This is a genomic window from Pseudactinotalea sp. HY158 (assembly GCF_009660225.1).
GTDB lineage: Bacteria > Actinomycetota > Actinomycetes > Actinomycetales > Beutenbergiaceae > HY158.
Map to the genome: position 1 here is coordinate 1,456,402 of NZ_CP045920.1, position 26,418 is coordinate 1,482,819.

Sequence of the window (26,418 nt, forward strand, 5' to 3'; positions counted from 1 at the left end):
CTCCGGAGGGACAATAGAGGTATGAGCTCCACAACGACCACCCGAACGGCCACCGCTGCGGCGGCCGGCCGCGCACTCGAGGAGACCGACGACCCGCGCGAGCAGATCACGGTCGGAGTCGTCATGGCCGACGGGCGCCTCGCCCCTCGTTCCTTCGCCTCCCGCGCCGAGGCGGAGGCATGGGCCCGGCCGGAGGAGCAGGTCGTCGAGTGGAACTTCGTCTGCCGCTGCGATGCGTGAGCCGGGTCGTTCCAGCCCGGACTCGACAGGGGGTGCCGCTCCCGGGACCTCGGTCCGCTCCGCGACGTTCACGATGCCCGGATCGGCGGCCGGCTCGTGAAACGGGCGGCGGGGCCGGTCGATCGACCGGCTCGCCGTCGAAGACCGTTCGCCGCGGCGGTGCCCCGAGTGGGATTCGAACCCACACTGGATCGGGTTTGAGCCGAACGCCTCTGCCGGTTGGGCTATCGGGGCAAGTGAGACACAGGATACCGTTCTTCGGCACACTCCCAGACCGTTCGGGGGCTAGGCTGCCTCTTGTGAGCGATGAGAAGCCTAACCGTGACCAGCACCCCGACGCGCCGACGATCGATCTCGACGACATCGATCTCGGCTCCGTGGGGGACACCCCCGCCCAGCACCGCGGCCGCGTCGTCGTGGCCGAGGACGAGGCCCTCATCCGGCTCGACGTGGTCGAGACCCTGAACGAGGCCGGATACGAGGTGGTCGGCGAGGCCGGTGACGGCGAGGCCGCCGTCAAGCTCGCCACCGAGCTCGAACCCGATCTCGTGGTCATGGACGTCAAGATGCCGATCCTCGACGGAATCAGCGCCGCCGAGCGGATCACCAAGGCCCGGATCGCCCCGGTCGTGCTGCTCACGGCGTTCTCCCAGACGGAACTGGTCGAGCGCGCCCGGGACGCCGGCGCCATGGCCTATGTGGTCAAGCCGTTCACGCCCGCGGACCTGCTCCCGGCGATCGAGATCGCGATGCACCGGCACCGTGAGATCTCCGCCCTCGAGGCCGAGGTCGCCGACCTGACCGACCGGTTCGAGACCCGTAAGCGCGTCGACCGCGCCAAGGGCCTGCTCATGTCGAAGATGGGCCTGAGCGAGCCGGAGTCGTTCCGGTGGATCCAGAAGACCTCGATGGACCGTCGCCTGACCATGCGTGAGGTGGCCGACGCCGTCATCGATCAGGTCGGCGGCAAGAAGTAGCCCCATCCGGCTGCCGGCGGGGGTCGCCATCCGTCCGGTCGGTGTGACAGACTGCGGACCCTAGCGCAGCAGTTGACGCCCGGCCTGTACCGACACGCCGGTCCGAGCGGTCGGCGCCGCTGGACCGGTTCGGTGGCCGCGCGCCCGCGGCACGAGGATGAACAGGAGTGATGACCGTGGCCTGGGGTAACCTCTCCGCGCGCCGGGCTGTACCCGGCGACTTCGACGACGTGCTCGAGATCCTCCGCCTCGCCCGGGCCGACTCCCCGCTCGGACCGCACCTGTGCAGCCCCGACGGCGATCGCGTGGCCGAGCAGCTGGCCGCCTGGTTCGAGCTCGCCGACACCCACCTGGTCGTGGCCGAGTCCGACGACCGGATCATGGGCATCACGTTCTGCCAGATCGTGGACACGAGCGTCTTCGCCGACCTGCGGTTCCTGCAGATCGAGGCGGTCTTCGTGCATCCGGAGTTCCGCCGCCGGGGCGTGGGCCGCATGCTCATGACCGAGGTCGCGCACCTCGCCGTCGAGGTCGAGGCCGAGCGGATCGTCACGATCGTGCTCACCGGCGCCCGGAGCGAGCAGCGCTTCCTCGCCGGCCTCGGATTCGGACCGGCCGGGTCGCGCCGGATCGTCGACACCACCGCGCTCCTGCGGCGCCTCGAGGTGCCCGTGAGCCACCGGGAGCGCCGGGTGCGCGGCTTCGACGACCTCATCGCCCGCCGCCGCCGCAGCCGCGAGCTCACCGCCGCCCAGCACTGATCCGGCTCGTCGCGCTCACGCCTCCCGGATGAGACAGGTGAGCCGGGCCGAGCACAGCAGCCGGTCGCCCTCCTCGGTGCGCACCTCGACCGCGTAGACCGCGAGCGTGCGGCCCAGGTGACGGGCCTCGGCCGTCGCCACGACCCAGCCCTCCCGGGCGGAGCGGTGGTGGGAGGCACTCAGCTCGATCCCCACGGCGAGCCGGCCCGGCCCGCCGTGGAGCATCGCCGCGAAGGAGCCGACCGTCTCGGCCAGGGCCGCACTCGCTCCGCCGTGCAGCAGCCCGGCGGGTTGGGTGTTCCCGGCGACCGGCATCCGGGCCGTGCACCGGCCCGCGCCCAGCTCCGTCAGCTCGATGCCCATCCGCTCGATGAGTGTGCCCTCGAGCGAATACCCCTCGTCCCGCATCCGCCGTAGCCGCTGTGACACGGCGTCCAGGTCCGGGGCGGGTGCGGTCGGGCTCGGTGGCGGCGTGTCGGTCATGCCACCTAGGGTGGCAGGTGTGACGACACCTGCGCGAGCGCGACTGCTGATCATCGACGGCCACTCGATGGCCTACCGGGCGTTCTTCGCCCTCCCGGCCGAGAACTTCTCCACCTCGACCGGGCAGACCACGAACGCCGTCTACGGGTTCACGTCGATGCTCATCAACCTCCTGCGCGACGAGAGCCCGACCCACGTCGCGGTCGCGTTCGACAAGTCCTCGCACACGTTCCGCACCGACACCTACCCCGAGTACAAGGCCGGCCGGGCGGAGACCCCGCAGGAGTTCCGCGGCCAGATCCCACTGATCATGAACGTGCTCGACGCCCTCGCGATCCCGCACGTGGCCCTCGACGGCTACGAGGCCGACGACATCCTCGCGACCTGGTCGACCCAGGCCGAGGCCGCCGACATCGACACGCTCATCTGCTCGGGCGACCGGGACGCCTTCCAGCTCGTGACCGATCGGGTCACGGTGCTCTATCCGATCCGCGGCGTCTCGGAGCTCGCCCGGATGGACCCGGACGCGGTGTTCACCAAGTACGGCGTCTGGCCCGCCCAGTACCGCGACCTGGCCGCCCTCGTCGGGGAATCGGCCGACAACCTGCCCGGCGTGCCCAAGGTCGGGCCCAAGACCGCCGCGAAGTGGATCGGGCTGTACGACGGCCTCGACGGGATCGTCGCCCACGCCGACGTCATCGGCGGGGTCGCCGGGTCGAACCTGCGGGAGCATCTCGACCAGGTCGTGCTCAACAAGACGCTCAACGGGCTCCTGACCGATCTCGACCTGCCCGTGCCCGCCGTCGCCGCGGAGCGCCGGGCCTACGAGCGCGAGGCCGTGCACGAGATCTTCGACGCGCTCGAGTTCCGGGTGCTGCGCGACCGCCTCTTCGCCCTCGGCGGCGCCGACGTCGAGACCGTCTCGGCCGAGACCTTCGACGTCTCCGTCTCCGCCGATCCGCTCGCGGACTGGCTCGCCGCCCGCACCGGTCGGGTGCTCGGGGTGCACGTGAGCGGCGGCCTCGCCCACGGCAGCGGCGAGGCCTGGTCGATCGCGATCTCGGACGGCGAGAGCGCCGTCACCCGGGACCTCGCCCAGGTCTCGGGCCAGGAGGAGCGCGCCCTGGCCGACTGGCTCGCCGACCCGGCGGCCCCCAAGGCGCTGCACGAGGCGAAGGACGCCTGGCACCGGCTCGACGGCAGCGGCCTCCCGCTCGCGGGGGTCGCCTTCGACACCGCGATCGCCGCCTACCTGTGCCACCCCGACCAGCGCTCCTACGCACTCGAGGACCTGGCGCTGCGGCACCTCCAACGCGAACTGGTGGCCGAGGAGGGCACCGGGGGACAGCAGGCCCTCAACCTCGACGGCGGGGATGCCGACGTCGACGGCGCGAGGCGAGCGGGCGCCGTCCATGCGCTCGTGGGAGCCCTCGACGGCGAGCTGACCATCCGGGAGGCCTGCGACCTGCTCACCGACCTCGAGCTGCCGGTCGCGTGGGTGCTCGCCGACATGGAGAAGACGGGCATCGCGGCCGACGTCGACTACCTCGAGGGCCTCGAACGGGACTTCACGCGGGCCGTCGAGGAGGCCGCGGCGGCCGCGTACGAGGTGATCGGACGGGAGGTCAACCTCTCCTCGCCGAAGCAGCTGCAGCAGGTGCTCTTCGAGGACCTGGAGATGCCCAAGACCCGCAAGACCAAGACGGGCTACACGACCGACGCCGACGCGCTCGCCGACCTGTTCGCCAAGACCGAGCATGCGTTCCTGCAGCACCTGCTCACCCACCGCGACGCGATCCGGCTGCGGCAGACGGTCGAGTCGCTGCTGCGATTCGTCGCCCCCGACGGGCGCATCCACACGACCTACTCCCAGACGGTGGCGGCCACGGGCCGACTCAGCTCGGCCGATCCGAACCTGCAGAACATCCCCATCCGCACGGAGGCCGGCACCCGCATCCGGGAGGCGTTCGTGGTGGGCGAGGGCTTCGAGACCCTCCTCACCGCCGACTACTCCCAGATCGAGATGCGCATCATGGCGCACATGTCCGGCGATGCCGGGCTCATCGCCGCGTTCAACTCCGGGGAGGACCTGCACTCGTTCGTGGGCTCGCGCGTGTTCGGCGTCGAGCCGTCCGAGGTGACCGCGCCGATGCGCTCGAAGATCAAGGCGATGAGCTACGGGCTCGCGTACGGGCTGTCGGCCTTCGGGCTCTCGAAGCAGCTGCGGATCGCGACGTCGGAGGCGCGCGGGCTCATGGCCGACTACTTCGAGCGGTTCGGCGGGGTGCGCGACTACCTCGAGGGGGTCGTGGCGCAGGCGCGCTCGAGCGGCTACACGCAGACCCTGCTCGGCCGGCGCCGCTACCTGCCGGACCTTACGAGCGACAACCGGCAGCGGCGGGAGATGGCCGAGCGGATGGCCCTCAACGCGCCGATCCAGGGCAGCGCGGCCGACCTCGTCAAGGTGGCGATGGTGCGGGTGGCCGAGGCGTTCACGGCCGCCGGGCTCGCCTCGCGGCTGCTGCTGCAGGTGCACGACGAACTCGTGGTCGAGGTCGCGCCGGGGGAGCGGGCGGAGGTCGAGCGGATCCTGCGGGCCGAGATGGCCGGGGCGGCGGACCTGTCGGTGCCGCTCGAGGTGTCCGTCGGGGCCGGGGACAGCTGGCGCACCGCGGGCCACTGAGAGCGCCTCAGCCGGTCAGCTGCGACCGGATGATCAGCGTGCCCGGCAGGTACTCACCCCGCACCGGCCCCCAGCCTCCCCACACGTGGGTGTTGCCCGGCTGCCACTCCGGCTCGACCAGCTCGACGATCCGGAATCCGCTCTCGGTCAGGTCGCGCACGTGGTCGCCGATCGTGCGATGGAACTCGGCGTACGTGCCGTCGGCCGAGGTCTCCGCGTACGGGGTGCGGTCGAAATAGGAGCGATCGGCCGTGAGGGCGGTGGGGTCGTCCGGGAACGCCCAGCGGATCGGGTGCGTGGTGGCGAACGTCCAGTGCCCGCCCGGTCGGAGCACCCGGGCCACCTCCCGGTGCACCTCGCGGGCGTCGGCGACGAACGGGATCGCCCCGAACGCCGTGAACACCTGGTCGAAGCTGCTCGCTGCGAAGGGCTGGGAGCGGGCATCGGCCACCTGGACCGGCACGACGACTCCCGTGCCGGCGTTGAGCTCGCGGGCCGCCTCGACCATCCCGGGAGCCAGGTCCGTGGCCACCACGTCGACGCCGCGGGCGGTGAGCCAGCGGGCGCACTGGGCGGCCCCCGCCCCGATCTCCAGCAGCCGCTGTCCGCGGAGGGAGTCGAGGTCGCCGAGGAGGCGGGCCTCGGATTCGAGCAGCCCCTCGGGGCACCACCGGAACTCGGCCGGCCCGAGGAACTCGCCGAACTCGGCCAGGTACTCCCGGGCGTGCCCGCTCCAGTAGGCGCGGTTGCCGTCGACTGCCGCTTCGGGATCCACCGGGAAGTAGCCCGCGCGGCCCGGGCGCTCAGCTGCACACATGGGCCCCAGCCTGCCAGAGACTCACGCACGCTCCGGTGGGCTCGCGCGGGACCGGTCGGGGCCGAAGCCGGATAGATTGGCGGGAGTCCCGCGGCGCCCAGGTGGAGAGAAGATGCCCCGCACCCTTGTGCTCACCAATGACTTCCCGCCCCGCCAGGGCGGGATCGAGACCTTCATCGCGGCGCTGACCGACCGGCTCGGCCCGGATCTGGTCGTGTACACCGCCGCGATGCCCGGCGACGCCGAGGTGGATGCGGGCCTCGACTTCCCCGTGATCCGGGATCGCAGCTCGATGCTGCTGCCGACGCCGCGGGTGCGCCGGGCCGTCGTGGCGGCCCTGCGCGAACACGGCTGCGACCGGGTGCTCATCGGATCCTCGGTCCCGCTCGGCCTGCTCGCCCCGGCGCTGCGTGCGGCCGGTGCCCGGCGGATCGTCGCGATCACCCACGGCCACGAGACCTGGTGGGCGCGCGTGCCGCTCACCCGGCCGCTGCTGCGCCGGGTCGGGGACGCCGTCGACGTGCTCACCTACATCTCCACCTGGACCCGCGACGAGATCGCCCGCGGCCTCTCGCAAGCCGGCCGCGCGCGTCAGCAGCGCCTCACCCCGGGCGTCGATCCGGAGCGGTTCCGCCCCGGCAGTGGCGGCGCCCGCGTGCGCGCCGACCTCGGGCTCGGGGACGACGTCCCGGTCGTCGTGTGCACCGCCCGCCTCGTCAAGCGCAAGGGGCAGGACATGCTCGTGCGCGCCTGGCCGCGCGTGCTCGCCGCCGTTCCGGGCGCCCGGCTCGTGCTCGTGGGCGACGGCCCGCGCCGCCGCGCACTCGAGCGGCTCGCCGGCCGGTTGGGCGTCCGGGAGTCGGTGGTCTTCACCGGGGGAGTGCCCTGGGAGCGGATCCCGGGTTACGTCGACGCCGCCGACGTGTTCGCCGGCCCCTCCCGCACCCGGCTGTTCGGGCTCGAGCCGGAGGGGCTGGGGATCGTCTACCTCGAGGCCTCCGCCTGCGAGCGGCCGATCGTCGTCGGTCGCAGCGGCGGGGCGCCGGACACCGTGGTCGACGGCGAGACCGGCTACCTGGTGGACCCCCGCGACCCGGACGACATCGCGCGCCGGCTCGTCGACCTGCTCCGCGACCCCGGGCTGCGCCTCGCGATGGGCCGGCGCGGCCGGGCGCGCGTGGTCGAGGGCTGGACCTGGGATCAGGTCGCCGCCGACTGTGCCGATCATCTCGACCCTCAGTGACGTCGGCGGCCCCGATGCCCCCGCGCCGGACCGGCCGCATACTGGTGCCATGAGTTCGTCGCCACCTTCGACCGATGCGGACTGTGTCACCTCGCTCGCCCGTGAGCCGATCGCCGGGCCCGAGGCGGTGGAGCTCGCGCGGCTGTTCAAGGCGCTCGGAGATCCCAGCCGGCTCCGGCTCCTCTCGCTCATCGCCGCCCACGAGGGCGGCCGCGCGTGCGTCTGCGACCTGACCGAGCCGCTCGGGCTGAGCCAGCCCACCGTGTCCCATCACCTGCGGGTGCTCCGCGAGGCCGGCCTGGTCACGAGCGAACGACGGGGCACGTGGGTGCACTACTCGCTCGTGCCCGCCGCGCTCGACCGGGTGGCCGTGGTCGCCGCCATCGATCGCCCGCGCTGACCGGTGGTTCGGTCGCCGGGCCACCGACCTTGAATTGACGAATATCAATATAGCCTCCTACCCTTGCCCGGGGCACCCGCCCCGGACGAACGAACAAGGATGGACGGACCGCGCATGAGCGCCCTGACGAAGGAACCCCGCCGGCCGGTCCGGTGCGGCTGCACCCACCCCGCCAGCAGCCACCCCGGGGAGGCCTGACCGTGCTGCTCGCGGTACTCATCTTCCTCGTCACGCTCGTGCTGGTCGTCTGGCAGCCGCGCGGCCTGGGCATCGGCTGGAGCGCCCTCGGGGGTGCGGTGGTCGCACTCCTCGTCGGGGTCGTCGACCTGAGCGACGTGCCCACGGTGTGGGACATCGTGTGGAACGCCACGCTCACGTTCGTGACGGTCCTCATCATCTGTTCGATCCTCGACGAGGCGGGGTTCTTCGACTGGGCCGCGCTCCACGTGGCGCGCTGGGCGCGGGGCAGCGGAAGCGCCCTGTTCAACCTCATCGTCGTGCTCGGCGCGGCGGTGGCGGCCCTGTTCGCCAACGACGGCGCGGCGCTGGTCATGACCCCGATCGTGTTCCAGATGATCGTCGCCCTGCGCTTCTCCCCGAAGGTCGCGTTCGGGCTCGTCATCGCCACGGGGTTCATCGCGGACACCGCGAGCCTGCCGTTCGTCGTCTCGAACCTGGTGAACATCGTCATCGCCGACTATTTCGGCATCGGCTTCGCGCGCTACGCGCTCGTGATGGTGCCCGTCGCGATCGTCTCCCTGCTGGCGAGTCTGGCGGTCCTGCGCCTCTTCTTCCGCCGCTCCATTCCGGGCCGGTACGACGTGACCGCGCTCCGGCGCCCCGCCGACGCGGTCGTCGATCCGATGACCTTCCGCGCCGGCTTCGCCGTGCTCGGCGTCCTCCTCGTCGGGTACTTCACGGCCGACGCCATCGGCGTGCCCGTCGCCGCCGTCGCCGGCCTGTGCGCCCTCGCCCTGGCCCTCATCGCGGCCCGGCGTCCGCGCCGGCTCGTCCAATGGGTGAGCGCGCGCCGCCCCGCGGCCCGCGAGATCGCCCACCTCACCCCCTCCGCGCCCGAGCGCTCCGTCGCAGGGCGGGGAACGGGTCCGGCCGCCGGGGCCGGGGAGAGCGGCGGGCCGGCGGCCGAGGCGCACGCTCCGGCTGCGCCGCCGATCGCCGTCGGTTCCGTCATCCGATCCGCGCCCTGGCAGGTCGTGCTCTTCAGCGTCGGGATGTACCTCGTGGTCTATGGCCTGCAGAACGCGGGGCTTACGGACCACCTGGGCTCGCTCCTGTCCGCCCTGGCCGCCCACGGCGACGTCGTGACCGCCACCGGGACCGGGTTCCTCGTGGCCGGAATGTCCGCGGTGATGAACAACATGCCCACCACCCTCATCGCGGCCCTGGGCATCGACGCCGCGGGAGTCGGCGGGCTGACCGAACAGATGATGGCCTATGCCGCCGTCATCGGTGCCGACCTCGGCCCGAAGATCACCCCGATCGGCAGTCTCGCCACCCTGCTGTGGCTCGCCGTGCTCGACCGCAGGCACATGCACATCGGCTGGGGGACGTACTTCAAGGTCGGAATTGTGCTCACCGTTCCCGTCCTGGCCGTCACGCTCCTCGCCCTGGCCGGCTGGCTCACCCTGCTCGGCCCCTGAGTCCGCCGCGCCGCCCGACCACTCACCGTCCCGCCGGGGGACGCCGGACTGTGAGCCGGTCGCCGGTGTCGGCGGCTCGGCCCGCCTGATATGCTGAAGGGCGGTTCCCAGTGCATAGCGCGCGTTCCGACCCGTTCGTCCCGCCGATGCGGCCGATGTGTTCGCCACATCGACCGTGATCGGCCGTGATCGACGGAGTCGGCTCGGCTCGCCCCGGGACGCCGTCGGCGCTCAGCGTTCCGCGAGCGGCCGAATGTCCATTATCCATACGATCCCCCTGTCCACATCGGAGTTCATCTCTTGACTATCACCGCCCACCAGGCGAACGCACCGCAGGTCGCCGTCAACGACATCGGCTCGGAGGAAGACTTCCTCGCCGCCGTCGACGCCACCATCAAGTACTTCAACGACGGCGACATCGTCGAAGGCACCATCGTGAAGGTCGACCGCGACGAGGTGCTCCTCGACATCGGTTACAAGACCGAAGGCGTCATCCTCTCCCGCGAACTGTCCATCAAGCACGACGTCGACCCGGATGAGGTCGTCTCGGTGGGCGAGGTCGTCGAGGCCCTGGTTCTCCAGAAGGAGGACAAGGAGGGCCGCCTCCTCCTGTCCAAGAAGCGCGCGCAGTACGAGCGGGCCTGGGGCACGATCGAGAAGATCAAGGAAGAGGACGGCGTCGTCACCGGCACGGTCATCGAGGTCGTCAAGGGTGGCCTCATCCTCGACATCGGCCTGCGCGGCTTCCTCCCGGCATCGCTGGTGGAGATGCGCCGCGTGCGCGACCTGGCCCCGTACATCGGCCAGGAGATCGAGGCGAAGATCATCGAGCTCGACAAGAACCGCAACAACGTGGTCCTCTCCCGGCGGGCGTGGCTCGAGCAGACCCAGTCCGAGGTCCGCTCCGGCTTCCTCAAGACCCTCGCCAAGGGCCAGGTGCGCCCCGGTGTCGTCTCCTCGATCGTCAACTTCGGTGCGTTCGTGGACCTGGGCGGCGTCGACGGCCTCGTGCACGTCTCCGAGCTCTCCTGGAAGCACATCGACCACCCGAACGAGGTCGTCGAGGTGGGCCAGGAGGTCACCGTCGAGGTGCTCGACGTGGACTTCGACCGCGAGCGCGTCTCCCTGTCGCTCAAGGCCACCCAGGAAGACCCGTGGCAGGCGTTCGCCCGCACCCACGCGATCGGCCAGGTCGTTCCGGGCAAGGTCACCAAGCTCGTTCCGTTCGGTGCCTTCGTGCGCGTCGAGGACGGCATCGAGGGCCTCGTGCACATCTCCGAGCTGGCCCAGCGCCACGTCGAGCTGCCCGAGCAGGTGGTCAAGGTCGACGACGAGGTGTTCGTCAAGGTCATCGACATCGACCTCGAGCGTCGCCGCATCTCCCTCTCCCTCAAGCAGGCGAACGAGGGCGTGGACCCGGCCGGCGACGACTTCGACCCGTCGATGTACGGCATGGCCGCGGAGTACGACGAGAAGGGCGAGTACAAGTACCCCGAGGGCTTCGACCCCGAGACCCAGGAGTGGATCGAGGGCTACGAGGCTCAGCGCGAGGCTTGGGAGGCGCAGTACGCGCAGGCCCACTCTCGCTGGGAGGCCCACAAGCAGCAGGTCGCCGCGGCGCTCGACGCCGACACGACCGAGGTCAAGGGCGGCGGCGCCGCACCGGCCGAGGCCACGACCTACAGCTCGGCCACCCCGGAGGCCGCGGGCACCCTCGCGTCCGACGAGGCGCTCGCCGCGCTGCGTGAGAAGCTCACCGGCAACTGACGCACCCACGGCCGCACGTGCGACCGACGCAGCCCGTCACCCTCGTGGTGGCGGGCTGTCGCCGTCTCCCCGCGAGCGCATTTAGGTGATGGCCGCGTGTCGTATATGGTGGACGGCGTGACTGTGACCCGTACGCGCACCCGCCATCCGTTCGCCATCCGCCACCTGACCGTCGAGGCGGTGACGCCGCTGACCGAGACGATGGTCCGGATCACCCTCACGGGCGACCTGTCGGGCTTCACGAGCACCGGTCCCGCCGATCATGTCAAGGTGTTCTTCCCCGACGGAGCCGGCGTACTCCGGGCGCCGCAGCTCGAGGGGGATCGGATCGTGCGCGACCCCGACGCCACGTACATTTCCCGGGACTACACGCCGCTCAACTGGACCGAGACCTCGCTCGACCTCGACTTCGTGCTCCACGGCGACACCGGTCCCGCCTCCGCCTGGGCCGCACGCGCCGGGGCGGGGGACCCCCTCGTCGTCGCCGGACCCCGCGGTTCGAAGTCCGCACCCGAGGGGGCCGACTGGTGGCTCCTGTGCGCCGACGCCACGGCGCTGCCCTCGCTCGGACGCTGGCTCGCGGACGCCCCCGCGGGCCTGCCCGTGCGGGCCCTCGTGTTCGCCGACACCGACACCCTGGCCGACTACCCGCTGCCCGAGGGGGCGGACGTCGACTGGGTGCTCACCACGGACGACCCCGAGCCCGTGGTGCGCGCCCTCGACCTCGACTCGAGTCCCGACTTCGCCGGCACCGGCTTCATCTGGGCCGCGGGGGAGGCGACCTCGCTCATCGGCGTGCGTCGCTACCTGCGGCGCGAGCTCGGACTGCCCGGCGGTCAGGTCGCCGTGGACGGCTACTGGCGCCGCGGCGAGGCCGACGCCGACCACCACGCCCCGATCGACCCGTCCGACCCGGAGGAGTAGACCCTAGGGCTGTCGGTTCAGCCCTACAGTGGGTCCATGGACAGTTCGCGGCTCCTCCTTCGCGGTACCCCCGTCGTCCCCGGGGCCGGCTACGGCCCGGCCGTGCGCCCGATGCCGCGGCCCGATCCCGCGGTGGCCATGTCGGCGGCGCCGAGCGATCCCGAGACCGAGCTCGACCGGCTCGAGCGGGCGGTCACGGCGGTGGCCGACCGCCTGAACGAGCGCGCCGGTCACGTCTCCGGCGCGGCGGCCGACGTGCTGCGCACCGGGGCCGTGATGGCGGACGACCCGGGACTGCGGTCGGTCGCGAAGAAGGCGATCCGGGAGGGGCGCTCGGCCTGCCAGGCGCTGTGGAGTGCCGCCGCGGAGTTCACGTCCGCGTTCGAGGCCGCCGGCGGGCTCATGGCCGAGCGCGTGACCGACCTCGAGGACATCCGCGACCGGGTCGCGGCCGAACTCCTCGGCCTGCCCGAGCCGGGCGTGCCGGTGCCCGAGGCCCCGTCCGTGCTGCTGGCCGCCGATCTGGCCCCGGCGGATGCCGCGCTCCTCGATCCCGAACTCATCACCGCGATCGCCGTGCGGCTCGGGGGACCGACGAGTCACACCGCGATCATCGCGCGTCAGCTGGGGATCCCGTGCGTCGTCGGAGTCCACAGGCTCGACGAGACCGCCGACGACCACCTCATCCTCGTCGACGGAACGGCGGGTACCGTCACCGTCGATCCCGAGCCGCAGTCCGCCCGGGACCGGGTGGCCGAGGCACGCGAGCAGGCGGCCACGGCCGCCGCGTGGCGGGGCGAGGGGGCGACGTCGGACGGTCACGGCGTCGACCTGCTCGCGAACGTGCAGGACGGCGCCGGAGCCCGGGCCGCGGCCCAGGGCGTGGCCGTGGGCGTCGGCCTCATGCGCACCGAGCTCGCCTTCATGGCCTCGGCCACGGAGCCGAGCAGCGACCATCAGGCCCACGTCTACGGCGACGTGCTCCGGGCGTTCCCCGACGCGAAGGTGATCATCCGCACCCTGGACGCCGGCTCCGACAAGCCCCTGCCGTTCATCGAGTTCGAGGACGAGTCCAACCCCGCCCTCGGCGTCCGTGGCCTGCGGATCGCGGCCGACGATCCCGGCATCCTCGACCGCCAGCTCGACGCGATCGCCGCCGCCGCGCGGGCCGTCGGGGCCGCGGTCGATCCCTGGGTCATGGCACCGATGGTCGCCACCGTCGCCGAGGCGCGGTTCTTCGCCGAACGCGCCCGGGCGCGGGGCCTCGTGCCCGGGGTCATGATCGAGGTGCCGGCCGCCGCACTGCTCGCCGAGTCGATCCTCGCCGAGGTGGACTTCGTCTCGATCGGCACGAACGACCTGTCCCAGTACACGATGGCGGCCGACCGACTCTCCCCGGCGCTGGCGAGCCTGTGCGATCCGTGGCAGCCGGCCGTGCTCGCCCTGATCGACCGGGTCGCCCAGGCGGGCAGGGCCACCGGGAAGCGGGTCGGCGTGTGCGGGGAGGCCGCCGCGGACCCGCTGCTCGCCTGCGTGCTCGTGGGGATGGGGGTCTCCTCACTCTCCGCGGCGCCGATCGCCCTACCGGCCGTCGGGGCCCGGCTGGCCGGGGCGACCCTGGCCGACTGCGAACGGGCCGCCGCGGCCGCGCTCGCCACCACCGACTCGCGGGAGGCGAGGGAGGCCGCCGCCGGGGCGCTCGCGTGATCCGGATCGGCCTCACGGGCGGCATCGGAGCGGGCAAGTCCACCGCGGCCCGCCACTTCGCCCGCCTCGGGGCGCACCTGATCGACGCCGACGTGCTTGCCCGGGAGGTGCTCGATCCCGGCACACCGGGCCTGGCCGCCGTCGTGGATCGCTTCGGACCCGGCGTGCTCGCCCCGGCCGAGCCCGGTGACGATCGCGGCGATGCCGGTGGTCCCGACCGGCTCGACCGGCTCGACCGGCCGAGGCTGGCGGCGATCGTGTTCGACGACGCCGCGGCACTCGCGGACCTCAATTCCATCGTCCACCCGCTCGTGCATCGGCGGACCCGGGAGGAGCTCGACCGGATCGCGCGCGCGGAGCCGGACGCGGTGGTCGTCCACGACATCCCGCTGCTCTACGAGGCGGGCCTGGCGGGCCAGATGGATCTCGTGGTCGTCGTGAGCGCCGAGCCCCAGGTGCGGGTCGAGCGCGCGGTCGCGCGGGGGATGGACGCCGCGGACGTGCGCCGCCGCATCGCCGGGCAGGCGGACGACGCACGGCGCGAGTCGATCGCCGACGTCGTGCTGCGCAACGACGGCGCCGAGGCCGACCTGGCCGAGCAGGTCCGGGCGGTCTGGCGCGAGCGCGTGCTGCCGCTGCTCGCTGCCCGGGCATAACCTGTCCGGATGGATCAGCGACTGCACTTCCTCACGATTGCGACGCCCGATCTCGACGCGGCGCGCGGCTTCTATCGCGATGGTCTGGGATGGACGCCCACGATGGACGTGCCGGGGGAGATCATCTTCTTCCAGATCGCACCCGGCCTCCTGCTCGGACTGTTCGACGCCGAGAAGTTCGCCGCCGACCTTCCCCCCGGTCACTCGACCGCGGGCGTCGCGGGCATCACCCTGGCGCACAACGTGCCGGACCGTGAGAGTGTCGCTACCACGCTCGCAGCCATCGAGAGGGCCGGTGGCACGATCATCCAGCCTGCTCAGGAGGGTGCCTTCGGTGGCGTCTTCCATGGTCACGCGACCGATCCCAACGGCATCATCTGGGAGATCGCATACAACCCCGGCTGGCGCATCGAGGCGGACGGGACCGTGGTGCTCCAATAGGACGGCGCCACTCGGGGATTGAGGGTGTGAGTCGTGGACGTGTCGCTGATGGGTTTGTGCTGGTCAGCCTCTACTCTGATTGTGGATAGCATAATCAGCATTGGAGGGTGTGTGATGGACAAGGACTACTCGACGATGGCGGTGGGCGAGCTCGAGGAGCTGCGTTCGCTGGTGCTGGACCGTATGGCCGCGGTTCCGCAGTTCCGGCGTGGGTCGTTGCAGGTGGGCTATCGCAAGTGCGGGCGGGCGACGTGTCGGTGTGCTCGTCCCGGCGAGCAGGGTCATGGCCCGCGGGGGTTGTGGACTCGGACGGCCAAGGGGCCGGGTGGCTCGCGCGGGCAGTACATCCCGGTCGATCAGGTCGACCAGGTCCGCGCCGAGCTGGACAATTACGCCCAGTTCGAGGATCTGGTGGCCGATTACGTGGAGATCAACGAGGCGCTGTGCAAGGCGCGGGTGAGGCCACCAGGGCGACGTGGGAACGTCGTCCCCGCTGGCTCTGGCGGGGAAAAAGGGGGGCCTGGGACCGGGACGGCCTCGCGGAGAGTCTGAGCGCGCTGGCCGAGGGGGTCGCTGAGTTGGCCGCGGCCGAGGCCCGTCGGCTGGTACTTGCCACGGCCGAGCTCGCCGAGCACGGCGAGGCGAGTGTCTTGGAAGCGATCGAGCGCGCGGCTCAGCAATCGGCCGCGACGATCGGGCTGGCCGCCGTGGCCGGGATCATGGACTGGGCCGGCCAACACAGCCCGGCCCGCATGTCCTGCCCCGACGGTGAGCACGCCGCGCGGCTGGTGGCCCGGCGTACCAAGACGATCCGCACCCTGCTCGGGAGCGTGGAGATCACCCGCGGCTACTACCACTGCGGCGCGTGTCGAGCCGGATTCGCGCCGCTGGATACCCGCCTGGGAGTCCAGGGAACCGGCCTGTCACCGGGACTGGCGCGGGCGTGCGCACTGGCCGGGTCCGAGATGCCCTACGCCAAGGGCTTCGAGCTCATCACCGCCGTCACCGGCCTCGACCTGGCCTCCACCTCGACCCTGGCGCGCACGACCCGCGCCCAGGGCGCCCGGGCCCGAGAAGTCATCGACGCCGAGCAGAACGCCGCCATGACCTCACCCCGCCCGATCCCCGCCGCCGTAGATGAGGCGGGAATGGGGCTGTGCTACATCGTCATGGACGGAACCGGGGCCCCCATGCTGCCCCGCGAGACCACTGGCCGCCACGGGAAGACCCCCGGCACCAGAGCCGGGACCAGGGAAGTGAAGATCGGCTGCTTCTTCACCCAATCCGGGTGTGACCCACTCACCGGCGACCCCGTCCAGGACCCCGGCACGGCGAGCTACATCTCCACCTTCGAACCCGCGGCCGGGTTCGGCGCCCAGGCCAAGGCCGAATACCTGCGCCGAGGATTCGACCAGATCCGCCAACCCGTCGTCCTGGGCGATGGCGCCAAATGGATCTGGAACATCGCCGACCAGCACTTCACCACCGCCACCCAGATCGTGGACTACTTCCACGCCCGCGAACACCTCGCAGACCTGACCAAGCTCCTCACCCCCGTCCTGACCGACCCGACCACCTTCACCCGCGACCTCATCGATCAACTCGACCTGGGCAACACCGCCGCAATCGCCACCGCCATCGACCAGCTCGACCTCCCCGCCAAGGCGCCCGACCTGGCCAGACCCGCAGCGACCGAGACCGGCTACTTCACCAGCAATCACCACCGCATGCAATACGCCGACTTCCGCGCAGCCGGCTACTACATCGGCTCCGGCCCGGTCGAATCCGCCTGCAACACCATCGTCAAACAACGCTCCAAACGAGCCGGCATGCACTGGACCATCGCCGGCCTCGCCCCCGTCCTAGCCCTACGCACCCTGCACCAGTCCAACCGAGACCAAGAACTCTGGCCCGCAACACAAACCTGACGCACACCCGGGATTGACCTGCTCGTGTCGGCCCGCGGTGGTCGAATCAGTCCGACCGGGAACGATGGCGCGCTGCCTCGCCCGTCGTTCGGCCGTCCTCCGGTTCGATCATGGTTCGATCACGGGTCCCACCCCGTCGAGCACGCCGGCGAGGAACTCGGCGACGTCGTCGAGTTCCGCCGCGGAGATCGAATGGCCCACCGCGTACCGGTGCTCGCGCAGGTCCACGTGCCCGGAGAGGAAGTCCCGGGTGCGGTCGAAGGCGGCCCCCGGCACGATCGGATCGGCCGGGTCGTACCCCCAGAACAACGGCGGGCGCAACTGCGCGAGGCGGGCGTCGCCGTCCACACTCCCCGGAACGGAGAAGCCCGAGAGCACGACGGCCGCCGCGAACGCCGCGGGAGCGCGTCGGAGGAGATGCGCGGCCATCGCGCCGCCCTGGGAGAAGCCGAGGAGCACGACCGGGCCGGGGGCGTGCTCGGCGCGGACGGTCTCGAGCCAGGCGAGGACGCCGGCGGTGGCGGCGTCGGCGTCGGCGAGCGTCGGCGTGCCCGGATCGGCGGTGATGGGGAACCAGGCGTGGCCACCGCGGCCCAGGGGCAGCGGCGCACGCAGGGCGGCGACCGCGAATTCTGGCGGCAGCTGGGCCGCGAGCGGGAGGAGATCGCGTTCGTTCGCGCCGTAACCGTGCATGAGCACGAGCAGGGGCCGGCCCGTGGGCCGGAACGTGGTCCACACGGTGGCGGAATCGTCGATCGGGAGGATCTCGGGTCGGTCCATGGCACCAGTCTGCTGCACGCGGACTCACGCGGACTCACGCGGACTCACGCGAACACGGTGGAGGTCTGTCGGCGCCGCGGCGTAGGTTGGTGCCATGCGCCCAGTGACCGATCTGCAGCGAACCGTCGCACCGTTCGAGGTCGTCGCCGAATACGAGCCCTCCGGGGATCAGCCGACCGCCATCGCCGATCTGACCGAACGGATCAACGCGGGCGAGAAGGACATCGTGCTGCTCGGCGCCACGGGGACCGGGAAGTCCGCGACCACCGCGTGGCTGATCGAGCAGGTGCAGCGACCCACCCTCGTCATGGCGCCGAACAAGACCCTCGCGGCGCAGCTCGCCAACGAGTTCCGCGAGCTGCTGCCGAACAACGCGGTCGAGTACTTCGTGTCGTACTACGACTACTACCAGCCCGAGGCGTACGTGCCCTCCTCGGACACCTATATCGAGAAGGACTCCTCGATCAACGACGAGGTGGAGCGGCTGCGGCACTCGGCCACGAACTCCCTCCTCACCCGGCGCGACACCGTGGTCGTGGCGTCCGTCTCGTGCATCTACGGCCTCGGAACGCCGCAGGAGTACGTCGACCGGATGGTGCGGCTGCGGGTGGGGCAGCAGCTCGACCGGGACGACCTGCTGCGCCGATTCGTGCAGATGCAGTACACCCGCAACGACATGGCCTTCACCCGCGGCACGTTCCGCGTGCGCGGCGACACGGTCGAGATCATCCCCGTGTACGAGGAGCTGGCGATCCGGATCGAGATGTTCGGCGACGAGATCGAGTCGCTGCAGACCCTCCATCCGATCACGGGGGACGTGCTCGCCTCCGAGGGCGAGATGTACCTGTTCCCGGCCACGCACTACGTGGCCGGGCCGGAGCGGATGGAACGGGCGATCACCGGGATCGAGACCGAGCTCGCCGAGCAGCTCGAACGATTCGAGCAGGCCGGCAAGCTCCTCGAGGCGCAGCGGCTGCGGATGCGCACCACCTACGACATCGAGATGATGCGCCAGGTCGGGAGCTGCTCGGGCATCGAGAACTACTCCCGCCACATCGACGGGCGCGAGGCCGGTTCGGCGCCCAACACCCTGCTCGACTTCTTCCCCGAGGACTTCCTCATCGTCATCGACGAGTCGCACGTGACCGTGCCGCAGATCGGCGCGATGTACGAGGGGGACATGTCGCGCAAGCGCACGCTCGTGGATCACGGCTTCCGGCTGCCCTCGGCCATGGACAACCGCCCGCTGCGCTGGGAGGAGTTCCAGGAGCGGATCGGGCAGACCGTCTACCTCTCGGCCACCCCCGGGCCGTACGAGCTGAGCCAGTCCGACGGGGTGGTCCAGCAGATCATCCGCCCGACCGGCCTCGTGGACCCGGAGGTGGTGGTCAAGCCGACGGAGGGCCAGATCGACGACCTGCTCGCCGAGATCCACGACCGCACGAGCCGGGACGAACGGGTGCTCGTGACCACGCTGACGAAGAAGATGGCCGAGGACCTGACCGACTACTTCATCGAGCGCGGGGTGCGCGTGCAGTACCTCCACTCCGAGGTGGACACCCTGCGCCGGGTGGAACTGCTGCGGGAGCTGCGCTCGGGGGTCTTCGACGTGCTCGTGGGGATCAACCTGCTGCGCGAGGGCCTCGACCTGCCGGAGGTCTCCCTCGTGGCGATCCTCGACGCCGACAAGGAGGGATTCCTGCGCTCGGGCACCTCCCTCATCCAGACGATCGGCCGGGCCGCCCGGAACGTCTCCGGGCAGGTGCACATGTACGCCGACGTCGTCACCGACTCGATGCGGCACGCGATCGACGAGACGAACCGCCGCCGGCAGATCCAGGTGGACTACAACCACACCCACGGCATCGACCCGACGCCGCTGCGCAAGCGGATCGGGGACATCACCGACCTGCTCGCCCGGGAGGACATCGACACCAAGGAACTCCTCGCCGGTGGGTATCGCAAGCCGGTCGAGTCCCGCTCGGGGGCCGCCGCCGGGGCGGTGACCGCGCGGGCGAACCTCGCCGGGGCCGCGACGGGCGACCTCGCCGCGCTCATCCAGGAACTCTCCGATCAGATGCACTCCGCGGCCGCCGAGCTGCAGTTCGAGGTGGCCGCCCGGCTGCGGGACGAGATCTCCGACCTGAAGAAGGAGCTGCGACAGATGAGTGCCGCCACGTCCTGACGAACGTGGCCCGAGGGGCCGGGTTCAGCGTCCGTGGCCCGCGCCTTCGCGGCGGGCGCGCCCGTGCTGCCGCAGTCCCGCCACGAGCATGAGCGCCGCTGTGCCCCACGTGAGGAGGATGAGCAGCCACGTCGGGATGGCCCTCCCGCCGCTGCCGACCTGCGACATCAGGTCACCGTCCGCCCACACGAGCTGCAACACGGGCGCGGCGCACCACGCGGCCACGCCGAGGGCGAGGAAGGGCCACTGGGACGCGTTCGGCCCGCCGCCCGCGCCTCGCCTGCGCGCGAGTGGCGGCAGGAGCGCGACCCCCGCGATGGCGAACCCGCCGGCGAGCAGCATGATCACTCCCGCATCCGAGACGAGCGGAAGGCGTCCGAGCATGATCACGGCCAGGAGCACGCCGAAGAGTGTGCCGAAGAGTGCGCAGGCGAGGATCGGCGTCCATCGATGCCTGTCCATATGTCCTCCGTGTGCTTGGCGATCCGTGGCACAGGTTGCCCGGCGTTTCCAGTCTCTCGTAGCGGGGCGACAATCCCGGCTACCGGCGGAACCGGGGGGTGTGCGTCAGGTTTGTGTTGCGGGCCAGAGTTCTTGGTCTCGGTTGGACTGGTGCAGGGTGCGTAGGGCTAGGACGGGGGCGAGGCCGGCGATGGTCCAGTGCATGCCGGCTCGTTTGGAGCGTTGTTTGACGATGGTGTTGCAGGCGGATTCGACCGGGCCGGAGCCGATGTAGTAGCCGGCTGCGCGGAAGTCGGCGTATTGCATGCGGTGGTGATTGCTGGTGAAGTAGCCGGTCTCGGTCGCTGCGGGTCTGGCCAGGTCGGGCGCCTTGGCGGGGAGGTCGAGCTGGTCGATGGCGGTGGCGATTGCGGCGGTGTTGCCCAGGTCGAGTTGATCGATGAGGTCGCGGGTGAAGGTGGTCGGGTCGGTCAGGACGGGGGTGAGGAGCTTGGTCAGGTCTGCGAGGTGTTCGCGGGCGTGGAAGTAGTCCACGATCTGGGTGGCGGTGGTGAAGTGCTGGTCGGCGATGTTCCAGATCCATTTGGCGCCATCGCCCAGGACGACGGGTTGGCGGATCTGGTCGAATCCTCGGCGCAGGTATTCGGCCTTGGCCTGGGCGCCGAACCCGGCCGCGGGTTCGAAGGTGGAGATGTAGCTCGCCGTGCCGGGGTCCTGGACGGGGTCGCCGGTGAGTGGGTCACACCCGGATTGGGTGAAGAAGCAGCCGATCTTCACTTCCCTGGTCCCGGCTCTGGTGCCGGGGGTCTTCCCGTGGCGGCCAGTGGTCTCGCGGGGCAGCATGGGGGCCCCGGTTCCGTCCATGACGATGTAGCACAGCCCCATTCCCGCCTCATCTACGGCGGCGGGGATCGGGCGGGGTGAGGTCATGGCGGCGTTCTGCTCGGCGTCGATGACTTCTCGGGCCCGGGCGCCCTGGGCGCGGGTCGTGCGCGCCAGGGTCGAGGTGGAGGCCAGGTCGAGGCCGGTGACGGCGGTGATGAGCTCGAAGCCCTTGGCGTAGGGCATCTCGGACCCGGCCAGTGCGCACGCCCGCGCCAGTCCCGGTGACAGGCCGGTTCCCTGGACTCCCAGGCGGGTATCCAGCGGCGCGAATCCGGCTCGACACGCGCCGCAGTGGTAGTAGCCGCGGGTGATCTCCACGCTCCCGAGCAGGGTGCGGATCGTCTTGGTACGCCGGGCCACCAGCCGCGCGGCGTGCTCACCGTCGGGGCAGGACATGCGGGCCGGGCTGTGTTGGCCGGCCCAGTCCATGATCCCGGCCACGGCGGCCAGCCCGATCGTCGCGGCCGATTGCTGAGCCGCGCGCTCGATCGCTTCCAAGACACTCGCCTCGCCGTGCTCGGCGAGCTCGGCCGTGGCAAGTACCAGCCGACGGGCCTCGGCCGCGGCCAACTCAGCGACCCCCTCGGCCAGCGCGCTCAGACTCTCCGCGAGGCCGTCCCGGTCCCAGGCCCCCCTTTTTCCCCGCCAGAGCCAGCGGGGACGACGTTCCCACGTCGCCCTGGTGGCCTCACCCGCGCCTTGCACAGCGCCTCGTTGATCTCCACGTAATCGGCCACCAGATCCTCGAACTGGGCGTAATTGTCCAGCTCGGCGCGGACCTGGTCGACCTGATCGACCGGGATGTACTGCCCGCGCGAGCCACCCGGCCCCTTGGCCGTCCGAGTCCACAACCCCCGCGGGCCATGACCCTGCTCGCCGGGACGAGCACACCGACACGTCGCCCGCCCGCACTTGCGATAGCCCACCTGCAACGACCCACGCCGGAACTGCGGAACCGCGGCCATACGGTCCAGCACCAGCGAACGCAGCTCCTCGAGCTCGCCCACCGCCATCGTCGAGTAGTCCTTGTCCATCACACACCCTCCAATGCTGATTATGCTATCCACAATCAGAGTAGAGGCTGACCAGCACAAACCCATCAGCGACACGTCCACGACTCACACCCGGAACCGGGCGACGCCCTCGGTGAGGCGACGGTGCACGGCGTCGTCGACGTCCGTGCCGGCCGCCCGCAGCGCCACGACGGCCGCGCCCACGAGCCCGTCGCCGACCGTGCGCAGGTCGGCGGGGAAGCCCGCGGCGGTCATCGCCTCGACGACCGGGGCGGACATCGCCGGCTGCCGGGTGAGCACGCTGCCGCCGAGCACGACCGGCCCGGGGGAGTGGGGATCGAGCACGGCCGTCAGGGTCGTGCCGAGGCGCTGCTGGGCGCCGGCCACGATCTCGCGGGCCGCCTCGTCGTGCGGGAACTCGAAGGCGAGCGGGGTGAGGCGCGCCAGCTCGATGGGTGACCAGCCGAAGAGCACGTCGCTCAGGTTGAGCAGCGTGCGTACCCGCCCCTCGTGCCCGGCGCGCGGGTCGACCTCGATGTCGAGGAGTTCCGTCAGCGCCGCGGTGAGGGCGGTGGCGGGCCCGCGCCGGTCGAGGTCGGCCACGACGGCCCGCGCGACCGCCTGTCCGATCTGGAAGCCGGACCCCTCGTCGCCGAGGAGCCAGCCCATCCCGTCCGCGACCGCGACGATCTCCCCGGCACGCACGCGCACGGCCGCGGCGCCCGTGCCCGAGACGAGGCCGTAGCCGTCGAGCTCCACCGCCCCCGAGCAGTAGGCCGCGAGGATGTCGGAGCGGAGGTGCACGGGCATCGTGAATCCCGCATGGTGAAATTCTTTCGCAAGCCAACCGTCGCGGAGGAACTCCGAACCGCCGGCGGAGCAGATCGTGATGGAATCGAGACCTTCGTCGATGAGGGTGCGTTCGGACGTCGCGCGGGTGACCGTGTCGAGCACCGACTCGAAGGCGACTTTTCGGCCGGATGACACCGGATTCGCGCGTCCACCGACCGCCACCGAACGCACTGTTCCATCACCCGCGAGGAGGGCCGCGCGCACCGAGGTTCCGCCCGCATCGAGCGCAATCAGACTCTTCAAGAAAAATTTTCCTTCCGGGGGGCTGACAAGTGGGGAAGATAAGAATATATTTCAGACGTGACCACGGACACAGCGTCCAGGTCGAAGACGATCAGACAGTCGAGGATGACGGGAGTTCACGTGTCGAGCTCAGTATTCGCCAACGGTGACGCCGGGATGCGCGTGACCGAGCGTATCGAGAGCGCGATTCCGGCCCTGCCCACCGCGATGCGCAAGGTGGCCGAGCTCGTGCTCGCCGATCCGCGCGCGGCGCTCGAGTACTCGATCACCGAGCTCGCCGAGCACGCGGGCACGTCGCCGGCGACGATCACCCGGTTCTGCCGGGCGATCGGCTATCCCGGGTACGTGCAGTTCCGCGTCGGCATCGCCGCCGACAGCGGACGGCCGGACGAGGGCGCCCAGGTCGAGATCGGGCGGGCGTTCGGCCCGTCCGACTCGCCGCGGGAGGTCATGACCATGCTGCTCAACGGGCACGTGCGGTCACTCAAGGCGACGGCGGGACTGCTCGACCTGTCGGCCTGTGCCCGCGTCGCCGCCCAGATCGCCCAGGCCTCGCACGTCGACCTCTACGGTGTCGGGGGCTCCGGGGCGATGGCGGAGGAGATGCAGGACCGGCTCTACCGGATCGGCGTCAACACCCACGCCTGGCGGGACGTGCACGAGGGTCTCGCCTCGGCGACGCTCCAGGGGCCGGGCACGGTGGCCCTCGGCATCTCGCACAGCGGGGAGACCCGCGAGACGATCGACATGCTGCTGTGCGCGAGCCAGGCGGGAGCGCTGACGGTCGCCGTCTCGAACAACACCTCGACGCCGCTGTCCGACGTCGCCGACCTCACCCTCGTCGCGGCCGTGCCCTCGAAGTACCTGCACCCGGCGGACCTGTCCGCCAAGCACGCGCAGCTCTTCGTGCTCGATCTGCTCTACCTGCTCGTGGCCGGTGTCGACTACGAGGACAGTTTGACCAAGTTGACCGACTCGGCCATGGCCGTGGTCGCTCGACGCCACATGGCGCGTTCGCGCACGTCCCGGAGGGTTCAGTGACTCAGATTCAACAAGCGTTCCACGCCGAGGTGATCGGCCGGCTCGAGGAGCTCGGGCGCACGATCGCCGCGGGCGGCCTGGACGAGGCCATCGCCCTGACCACCGAGAGCCTCGCCTCGGGCGGGGTGCTGCAGGCGTTCGGCACGGGACACTCCGAGGCGTTCGCGATGGAGATCGCCGGCCGGGCCGGCGGGTTCATCCCCACGAACAAGATCGCGCTGCGCGACCTCGTCCTGCGCGGTGGACGCGACGAGGCCATCCTCAGCGGCGGGGAGCTGGAGCGTGACCCGCAGATCGTCGACGACCTCGTGGGCCTGTACGACTTCCACCCCGAGGACGTCTTCCTCATCGCCTCGAACTCCGGGGTCAACGGCTCGATCGTCGGGCTCGCGCTCGCGATCAAGGAGCGCGGCCACAAGCTCATCGCGGTGACCAGCCTGCAGCACACGAACGCGGTCACCCCCAAGCACCCGAGCGGGAAGCGGCTGAGCGAGATCGCCGACGTGGTGATCGACAACCTCGCCCCCTTCGGCGACGCGACCCTGAGTGTCGGCGACGGCATCGGGGTCGGGGCGGTCTCCTCCCTCACCGCTGCCTACATCGCCCAGATCCTGACCATCAGCGCCGCCGAGCGCATGGTCGCCGACGGCCACACGCCGCCCATGTACATCTCTGCCAATCGCCCTGGAGGTGACGAACACAATCATGCATTGGAGGAGCGCTACGGCGACCGGATTCGCCGGAGTGCCTGAGCCTCACAACACCGCGAGCCCGACCGGGCTCACCCTCATCACCAACCTGTGAAGGATCAGTTAGAACCATGAACGACAAGAGCCTTTCTCGCCGCAGCATCCTGCGCGGCGCCGCCGCGACCGCTGTCGCGCTGCCGTTTGGGGTCGCCCTTGCCTCCTGTGCCAGCAGTGGCGGCGGCTCGGAGGAACCGACCGACGACGCCACCACTGATGGTGGCGACACCGAGAACGACCCCACGAAGAACCCCTTCGGCGTCGAAGAGGGTAGCTCGATCGAGGCCGTGATCTTCGACGGTGGCTACGGCACCGACTACGTGTCCTTCGCCGGCGGCATCGTCGACAAGAACCTCGGCACCACCACCGAGGTGAAGGCGACCCAGAAGGTCGCCCAGGAGCTCCAGCCCCGCTTCGTCTCCGGCGACGTGCCCGACCTCATCGACAACTCGGGTGCCGACTCGATCGGCTGGAACGACATCCGCGATCGTCTCGAGACCCTCGACGACGTGCTCGAGGCCAACAACCTCGAGGGCAAGCCGATCAAGGACTCGCTCTTCTCGGGTGCGAAGGACCCGGGCACGTTCGACGGCAAGTTCGTCGCGCTCAACTACGTGCTCACCGTCTACGGCGTCTGGTACTCCGGCTCGCTGTTCGAGGAGAACGGCTGGGACGCGCCCGCCACGTGGGACGACGCACTCGCCCTCGGAGCCAAGGCGAAGGAGCAGGGCAAGTACCTGTTCACGTGGGGCAAGGAGGCCGCGACCTACTACCTGACCCTCGCGGTCGACGGCGCAGTCCGGGAGGGCGGGGACAAGGTCCGCCTCGCGCTCGAGAACCTCGAGCCGGACAGCTGGTCTCAGCCCGAGATCCAGACCGTGTTCACCAAGATGAAGGAGTGCGTGGACAAGGGCTACTTCATGCCTGGTGGTGCCGGCACGCAGTTCACCGCCGCGCAGGCGCAGTGGTCGAAGGACCAGGACGCGATCCTCTACCCCTCGGGCTCGTGGATCGAGAACGAGATGAAGGACGCCACTGCCCCGGACTTCCAGATGCGGGCCGTCCCGGACCTGAGCTTGACTGCGAACCCCGGTGGGCTGGGCCTGCGTGCGGAGGCCGGCGAGCCGTTCTGCGTGCCCTCGCAGGCTGACAACATCGCCGGAGGCAAGGAGGTCCTCCGGACCATGCTGTCGAAGGAGGCGGCTGTCAACTTCGCCAAGGAGAAGAAGGCCCCGACGATCGTGCTCGACACCGTGCCGGAAGACGGCTTCGGTTCGACGGCGCTGCAGTCCCAGGGCAAGATGCTCGCCGATGCGAACAACAGCTTCTTCACCATCAAGTTCATCAACCTGTACGGAATGAACACCGACCAGCTCGTCTACATGAACTCGTTCCTCAGCGGGGACAAGTCGGTGGAGGAGCTCACCTCCGACCTGCAGGGCCTGACCGACAAGACCCGTGAGGACGACTCGATCGAGAAGGTCAAGATCTCCTGACGTGTTCCGAATCTTCCTGACCGATCG

General features: G+C 70.7%; 25 protein-coding genes and 1 tRNA gene. 18 read left to right on the forward strand and 8 right to left on the reverse strand.

The window, feature by feature from the left end:
- Positions 1 to 21 precede the first annotated feature (21 nt).
- Entirely contained in the window at positions 22 to 240 is a 219-nt protein-coding gene (locus GCE65_RS06480; protein WP_152818860.1) for a hypothetical protein, read from the forward strand.
- A 160-nt stretch (positions 241 to 400) separates the two neighbouring features.
- Here GCE65_RS06480 and GCE65_RS06485 read toward each other — a convergent pair.
- Positions 401 to 474 (reverse strand) — tRNA-Leu (locus GCE65_RS06485).
- 113 nt (positions 475 to 587) lie between these two features.
- Here GCE65_RS06485 and GCE65_RS06490 point away from each other — a divergent pair.
- Both GCE65_RS06490 and GCE65_RS06495 read left to right on the forward strand, forming a co-directional pair.
- Positions 588 to 1,217, forward strand: coding sequence for an ANTAR domain-containing response regulator (locus GCE65_RS06490; protein ID WP_370460222.1), 630 nt, complete (start codon positions 588 to 590; stop codon positions 1,215 to 1,217).
- Positions 1,218 to 1,393: 176 nt separating this feature from the next.
- Positions 1,394 to 1,978 (forward strand): GNAT family N-acetyltransferase, encoded by a 585-nt coding sequence (locus GCE65_RS06495; RefSeq protein WP_194164996.1) that lies wholly within the window; start codon positions 1,394 to 1,396, stop codon positions 1,976 to 1,978.
- Positions 1,979 to 1,993: 15 nt separating this feature from the next.
- On the opposite strand, the gene GCE65_RS06500 is transcribed toward GCE65_RS06495, so the two are convergent.
- Positions 1,994 to 2,461, reverse strand: a complete 468-nt coding sequence (locus tag GCE65_RS06500) for a PaaI family thioesterase (RefSeq protein WP_152818863.1) — start codon at positions 2,459 to 2,461, stop codon at positions 1,994 to 1,996.
- Here GCE65_RS06500 and polA point away from each other — a divergent pair.
- A complete protein-coding gene (gene polA, locus GCE65_RS06505; protein ID WP_153877813.1) occupies positions 2,460 to 5,144 on the forward strand; it encodes a DNA polymerase I in 2,685 nt (894 codons plus the stop codon). The two genes, GCE65_RS06500 and polA, sit on opposite strands and share 2 nt — an antisense overlap.
- 7 nt (positions 5,145 to 5,151) lie before the next feature.
- Here the strand turns inward: polA and GCE65_RS06510 are convergent, their stop codons facing one another.
- Positions 5,152 to 5,961, reverse strand: coding sequence for a class I SAM-dependent methyltransferase (locus GCE65_RS06510; RefSeq protein ID WP_153877814.1), 810 nt, complete (start codon positions 5,959 to 5,961; stop codon positions 5,152 to 5,154).
- A gap of 112 nt (positions 5,962 to 6,073) precedes the next feature.
- Here GCE65_RS06510 and GCE65_RS06515 point away from each other — a divergent pair, with 112 nt between their 5' ends.
- From GCE65_RS06515 to GCE65_RS06555, 10 genes are all read left to right on the forward strand, one after another.
- Entirely contained in the window at positions 6,074 to 7,204 is a 1,131-nt protein-coding gene (locus GCE65_RS06515) for a glycosyltransferase family 4 protein (protein ID WP_153877815.1), read from the forward strand.
- 49 nt (positions 7,205 to 7,253) lie between these two features.
- Positions 7,254 to 7,604, forward strand: a complete 351-nt coding sequence (locus tag GCE65_RS06520; RefSeq protein ID WP_152818866.1) for a helix-turn-helix transcriptional regulator — start codon at positions 7,254 to 7,256, stop codon at positions 7,602 to 7,604.
- Between the two features lie 200 nt (positions 7,605 to 7,804).
- Entirely contained in the window at positions 7,805 to 9,265 is a 1,461-nt protein-coding gene (locus GCE65_RS06525; RefSeq protein ID WP_153877816.1) for an arsenic transporter, read from the forward strand.
- Between the two features lie 300 nt (positions 9,266 to 9,565).
- Positions 9,566 to 11,032 (forward strand): 30S ribosomal protein S1, encoded by a 1,467-nt coding sequence (gene rpsA / locus GCE65_RS06530; RefSeq protein WP_152818867.1) that lies wholly within the window; start codon positions 9,566 to 9,568, stop codon positions 11,030 to 11,032.
- Positions 11,033 to 11,149: 117 nt separating this feature from the next.
- Positions 11,150 to 11,956 carry a siderophore-interacting protein gene (locus GCE65_RS06535; RefSeq protein WP_228760145.1) on the forward strand — a complete coding sequence of 269 codons (807 nt, stop codon included), beginning with the start codon at positions 11,150 to 11,152 and terminating at the stop codon, positions 11,954 to 11,956.
- 36 nt (positions 11,957 to 11,992) lie between these two features.
- Positions 11,993 to 13,663 (forward strand): putative PEP-binding protein, encoded by a 1,671-nt coding sequence (locus tag GCE65_RS06540; RefSeq protein ID WP_152818868.1) that lies wholly within the window; start codon positions 11,993 to 11,995, stop codon positions 13,661 to 13,663.
- On the forward strand, positions 13,660 to 14,319 hold the full coding sequence (gene coaE, locus GCE65_RS06545) for a dephospho-CoA kinase (RefSeq protein ID WP_153877817.1): 660 nt from the start codon (positions 13,660 to 13,662) through the stop codon (positions 14,317 to 14,319). The genes GCE65_RS06540 and coaE overlap by 4 nt, the downstream gene beginning before the upstream one ends.
- Before the next feature lie 9 nt (positions 14,320 to 14,328).
- Positions 14,329 to 14,760, forward strand: a complete 432-nt coding sequence (locus GCE65_RS06550; protein WP_153877818.1) for a VOC family protein — start codon at positions 14,329 to 14,331, stop codon at positions 14,758 to 14,760.
- A 114-nt stretch (positions 14,761 to 14,874) separates the two neighbouring features.
- Entirely contained in the window at positions 14,875 to 15,312 is a 438-nt protein-coding gene (locus tag GCE65_RS16250; protein WP_194928852.1) for a DUF6788 family protein, read from the forward strand.
- A 26-nt stretch (positions 15,313 to 15,338) separates the two neighbouring features.
- A complete protein-coding gene (locus GCE65_RS06555; protein WP_228760146.1) occupies positions 15,339 to 16,688 on the forward strand; it encodes an ISKra4 family transposase in 1,350 nt (449 codons plus the stop codon).
- A gap of 108 nt (positions 16,689 to 16,796) precedes the next feature.
- On the opposite strand, the gene GCE65_RS06560 is transcribed toward GCE65_RS06555, so the two are convergent.
- Complete coding sequence (locus GCE65_RS06560) at positions 16,797 to 17,468, reverse strand: alpha/beta hydrolase (RefSeq protein WP_153877820.1); 672 nt, start codon at positions 17,466 to 17,468, stop codon at positions 16,797 to 16,799.
- Positions 17,469 to 17,562: 94 nt separating this feature from the next.
- Between GCE65_RS06560 and uvrB the strand changes: the two genes are divergently transcribed.
- A complete protein-coding gene (gene uvrB / locus GCE65_RS06565; protein ID WP_153877821.1) occupies positions 17,563 to 19,653 on the forward strand; it encodes an excinuclease ABC subunit UvrB in 2,091 nt (696 codons plus the stop codon).
- A gap of 24 nt (positions 19,654 to 19,677) precedes the next feature.
- On the opposite strand, the gene GCE65_RS06570 is transcribed toward uvrB, so the two are convergent.
- From GCE65_RS06570 to GCE65_RS06580, 4 genes are all read right to left on the reverse strand, one after another.
- The gene (locus GCE65_RS06570) at positions 19,678 to 20,115 is read right to left on the reverse strand and encodes a hypothetical protein (protein WP_153877822.1); all 438 of its coding nucleotides are present in this window, start codon (positions 20,113 to 20,115) and stop codon (positions 19,678 to 19,680) included.
- Between the two features lie 105 nt (positions 20,116 to 20,220).
- Positions 20,221 to 21,570, reverse strand: a complete 1,350-nt coding sequence (locus tag GCE65_RS06575; RefSeq protein WP_228760146.1) for an ISKra4 family transposase — start codon at positions 21,568 to 21,570, stop codon at positions 20,221 to 20,223.
- A 26-nt stretch (positions 21,571 to 21,596) separates the two neighbouring features.
- Positions 21,597 to 22,034: a DUF6788 family protein gene (locus GCE65_RS16255; protein ID WP_194928852.1), complete on the reverse strand. Its 438-nt coding sequence runs from the start codon at positions 22,032 to 22,034 to the stop codon at positions 21,597 to 21,599.
- 84 nt (positions 22,035 to 22,118) lie between these two features.
- Complete coding sequence (locus tag GCE65_RS06580) at positions 22,119 to 23,108, reverse strand: N-acetylglucosamine kinase (protein WP_194928854.1); 990 nt, start codon at positions 23,106 to 23,108, stop codon at positions 22,119 to 22,121.
- A 120-nt stretch (positions 23,109 to 23,228) separates the two neighbouring features.
- On the opposite strand from GCE65_RS06580, the gene GCE65_RS06585 reads away from it, so the two are divergent.
- The 3 genes from GCE65_RS06585 (at position 23,229) to ngcE (ending at position 26,391) form a co-directional block, all read left to right on the forward strand.
- Entirely contained in the window at positions 23,229 to 24,149 is a 921-nt protein-coding gene (locus GCE65_RS06585; protein WP_228760147.1) for a MurR/RpiR family transcriptional regulator, read from the forward strand.
- The gene (locus tag GCE65_RS06590) at positions 24,146 to 24,901 is read left to right on the forward strand and encodes a sugar isomerase domain-containing protein (RefSeq protein WP_228760148.1); all 756 of its coding nucleotides are present in this window, start codon (positions 24,146 to 24,148) and stop codon (positions 24,899 to 24,901) included. Before GCE65_RS06585 ends, GCE65_RS06590 begins: the two co-directional genes overlap by 4 nt.
- Before the next feature lie 68 nt (positions 24,902 to 24,969).
- Complete coding sequence (ngcE, locus tag GCE65_RS06595; protein ID WP_153877826.1) at positions 24,970 to 26,391, forward strand: N-acetylglucosamine/diacetylchitobiose ABC transporter substrate-binding protein; 1,422 nt, start codon at positions 24,970 to 24,972, stop codon at positions 26,389 to 26,391.
- The last annotated feature ends 27 nt before the right edge of the window (positions 26,392 to 26,418 follow it).

What these genes read in the sequence shown, in the direction of transcription:
- GCE65_RS06480 (WP_152818860.1), top strand. Translation starts at nt 22, where the DNA reads ATGAGCTCCACAACGACCACCCGAACGGCCACCGCTGCGGCGGCCGGC.
- polA (WP_153877813.1), top strand. Translation starts at nt 2,460, where the DNA reads ATGCCACCTAGGGTGGCAGGTGTGACGACACCTGCGCGAGCGCGACTG.
- GCE65_RS06500 (WP_152818863.1), bottom strand. Translation starts at nt 2,461, where the DNA reads ATGACCGACACGCCGCCACCGAGCCCGACCGCACCCGCCCCGGACCTG.
- GCE65_RS06510 (WP_153877814.1), bottom strand. Translation starts at nt 5,961, where the DNA reads ATGTGTGCAGCTGAGCGCCCGGGCCGCGCGGGCTACTTCCCGGTGGAT.
- GCE65_RS06515 (WP_153877815.1), top strand. Translation starts at nt 6,074, where the DNA reads ATGCCCCGCACCCTTGTGCTCACCAATGACTTCCCGCCCCGCCAGGGC.
- GCE65_RS06520 (WP_152818866.1), top strand. Translation starts at nt 7,254, where the DNA reads ATGAGTTCGTCGCCACCTTCGACCGATGCGGACTGTGTCACCTCGCTC.
- GCE65_RS06540 (WP_152818868.1), top strand. Translation starts at nt 11,993, where the DNA reads ATGGACAGTTCGCGGCTCCTCCTTCGCGGTACCCCCGTCGTCCCCGGG.
- GCE65_RS06550 (WP_153877818.1), top strand. Translation starts at nt 14,329, where the DNA reads ATGGATCAGCGACTGCACTTCCTCACGATTGCGACGCCCGATCTCGAC.
- GCE65_RS16250 (WP_194928852.1), top strand. Translation starts at nt 14,875, where the DNA reads ATGGACAAGGACTACTCGACGATGGCGGTGGGCGAGCTCGAGGAGCTG.
- GCE65_RS06560 (WP_153877820.1), bottom strand. Translation starts at nt 17,468, where the DNA reads ATGGACCGACCCGAGATCCTCCCGATCGACGATTCCGCCACCGTGTGG.
- uvrB (WP_153877821.1), top strand. Translation starts at nt 17,563, where the DNA reads ATGCGCCCAGTGACCGATCTGCAGCGAACCGTCGCACCGTTCGAGGTC.
- GCE65_RS06570 (WP_153877822.1), bottom strand. Translation starts at nt 20,115, where the DNA reads ATGGACAGGCATCGATGGACGCCGATCCTCGCCTGCGCACTCTTCGGC.
- GCE65_RS16255 (WP_194928852.1), bottom strand. Translation starts at nt 22,034, where the DNA reads ATGGACAAGGACTACTCGACGATGGCGGTGGGCGAGCTCGAGGAGCTG.
- ngcE (WP_153877826.1), top strand. Translation starts at nt 24,970, where the DNA reads ATGAACGACAAGAGCCTTTCTCGCCGCAGCATCCTGCGCGGCGCCGCC.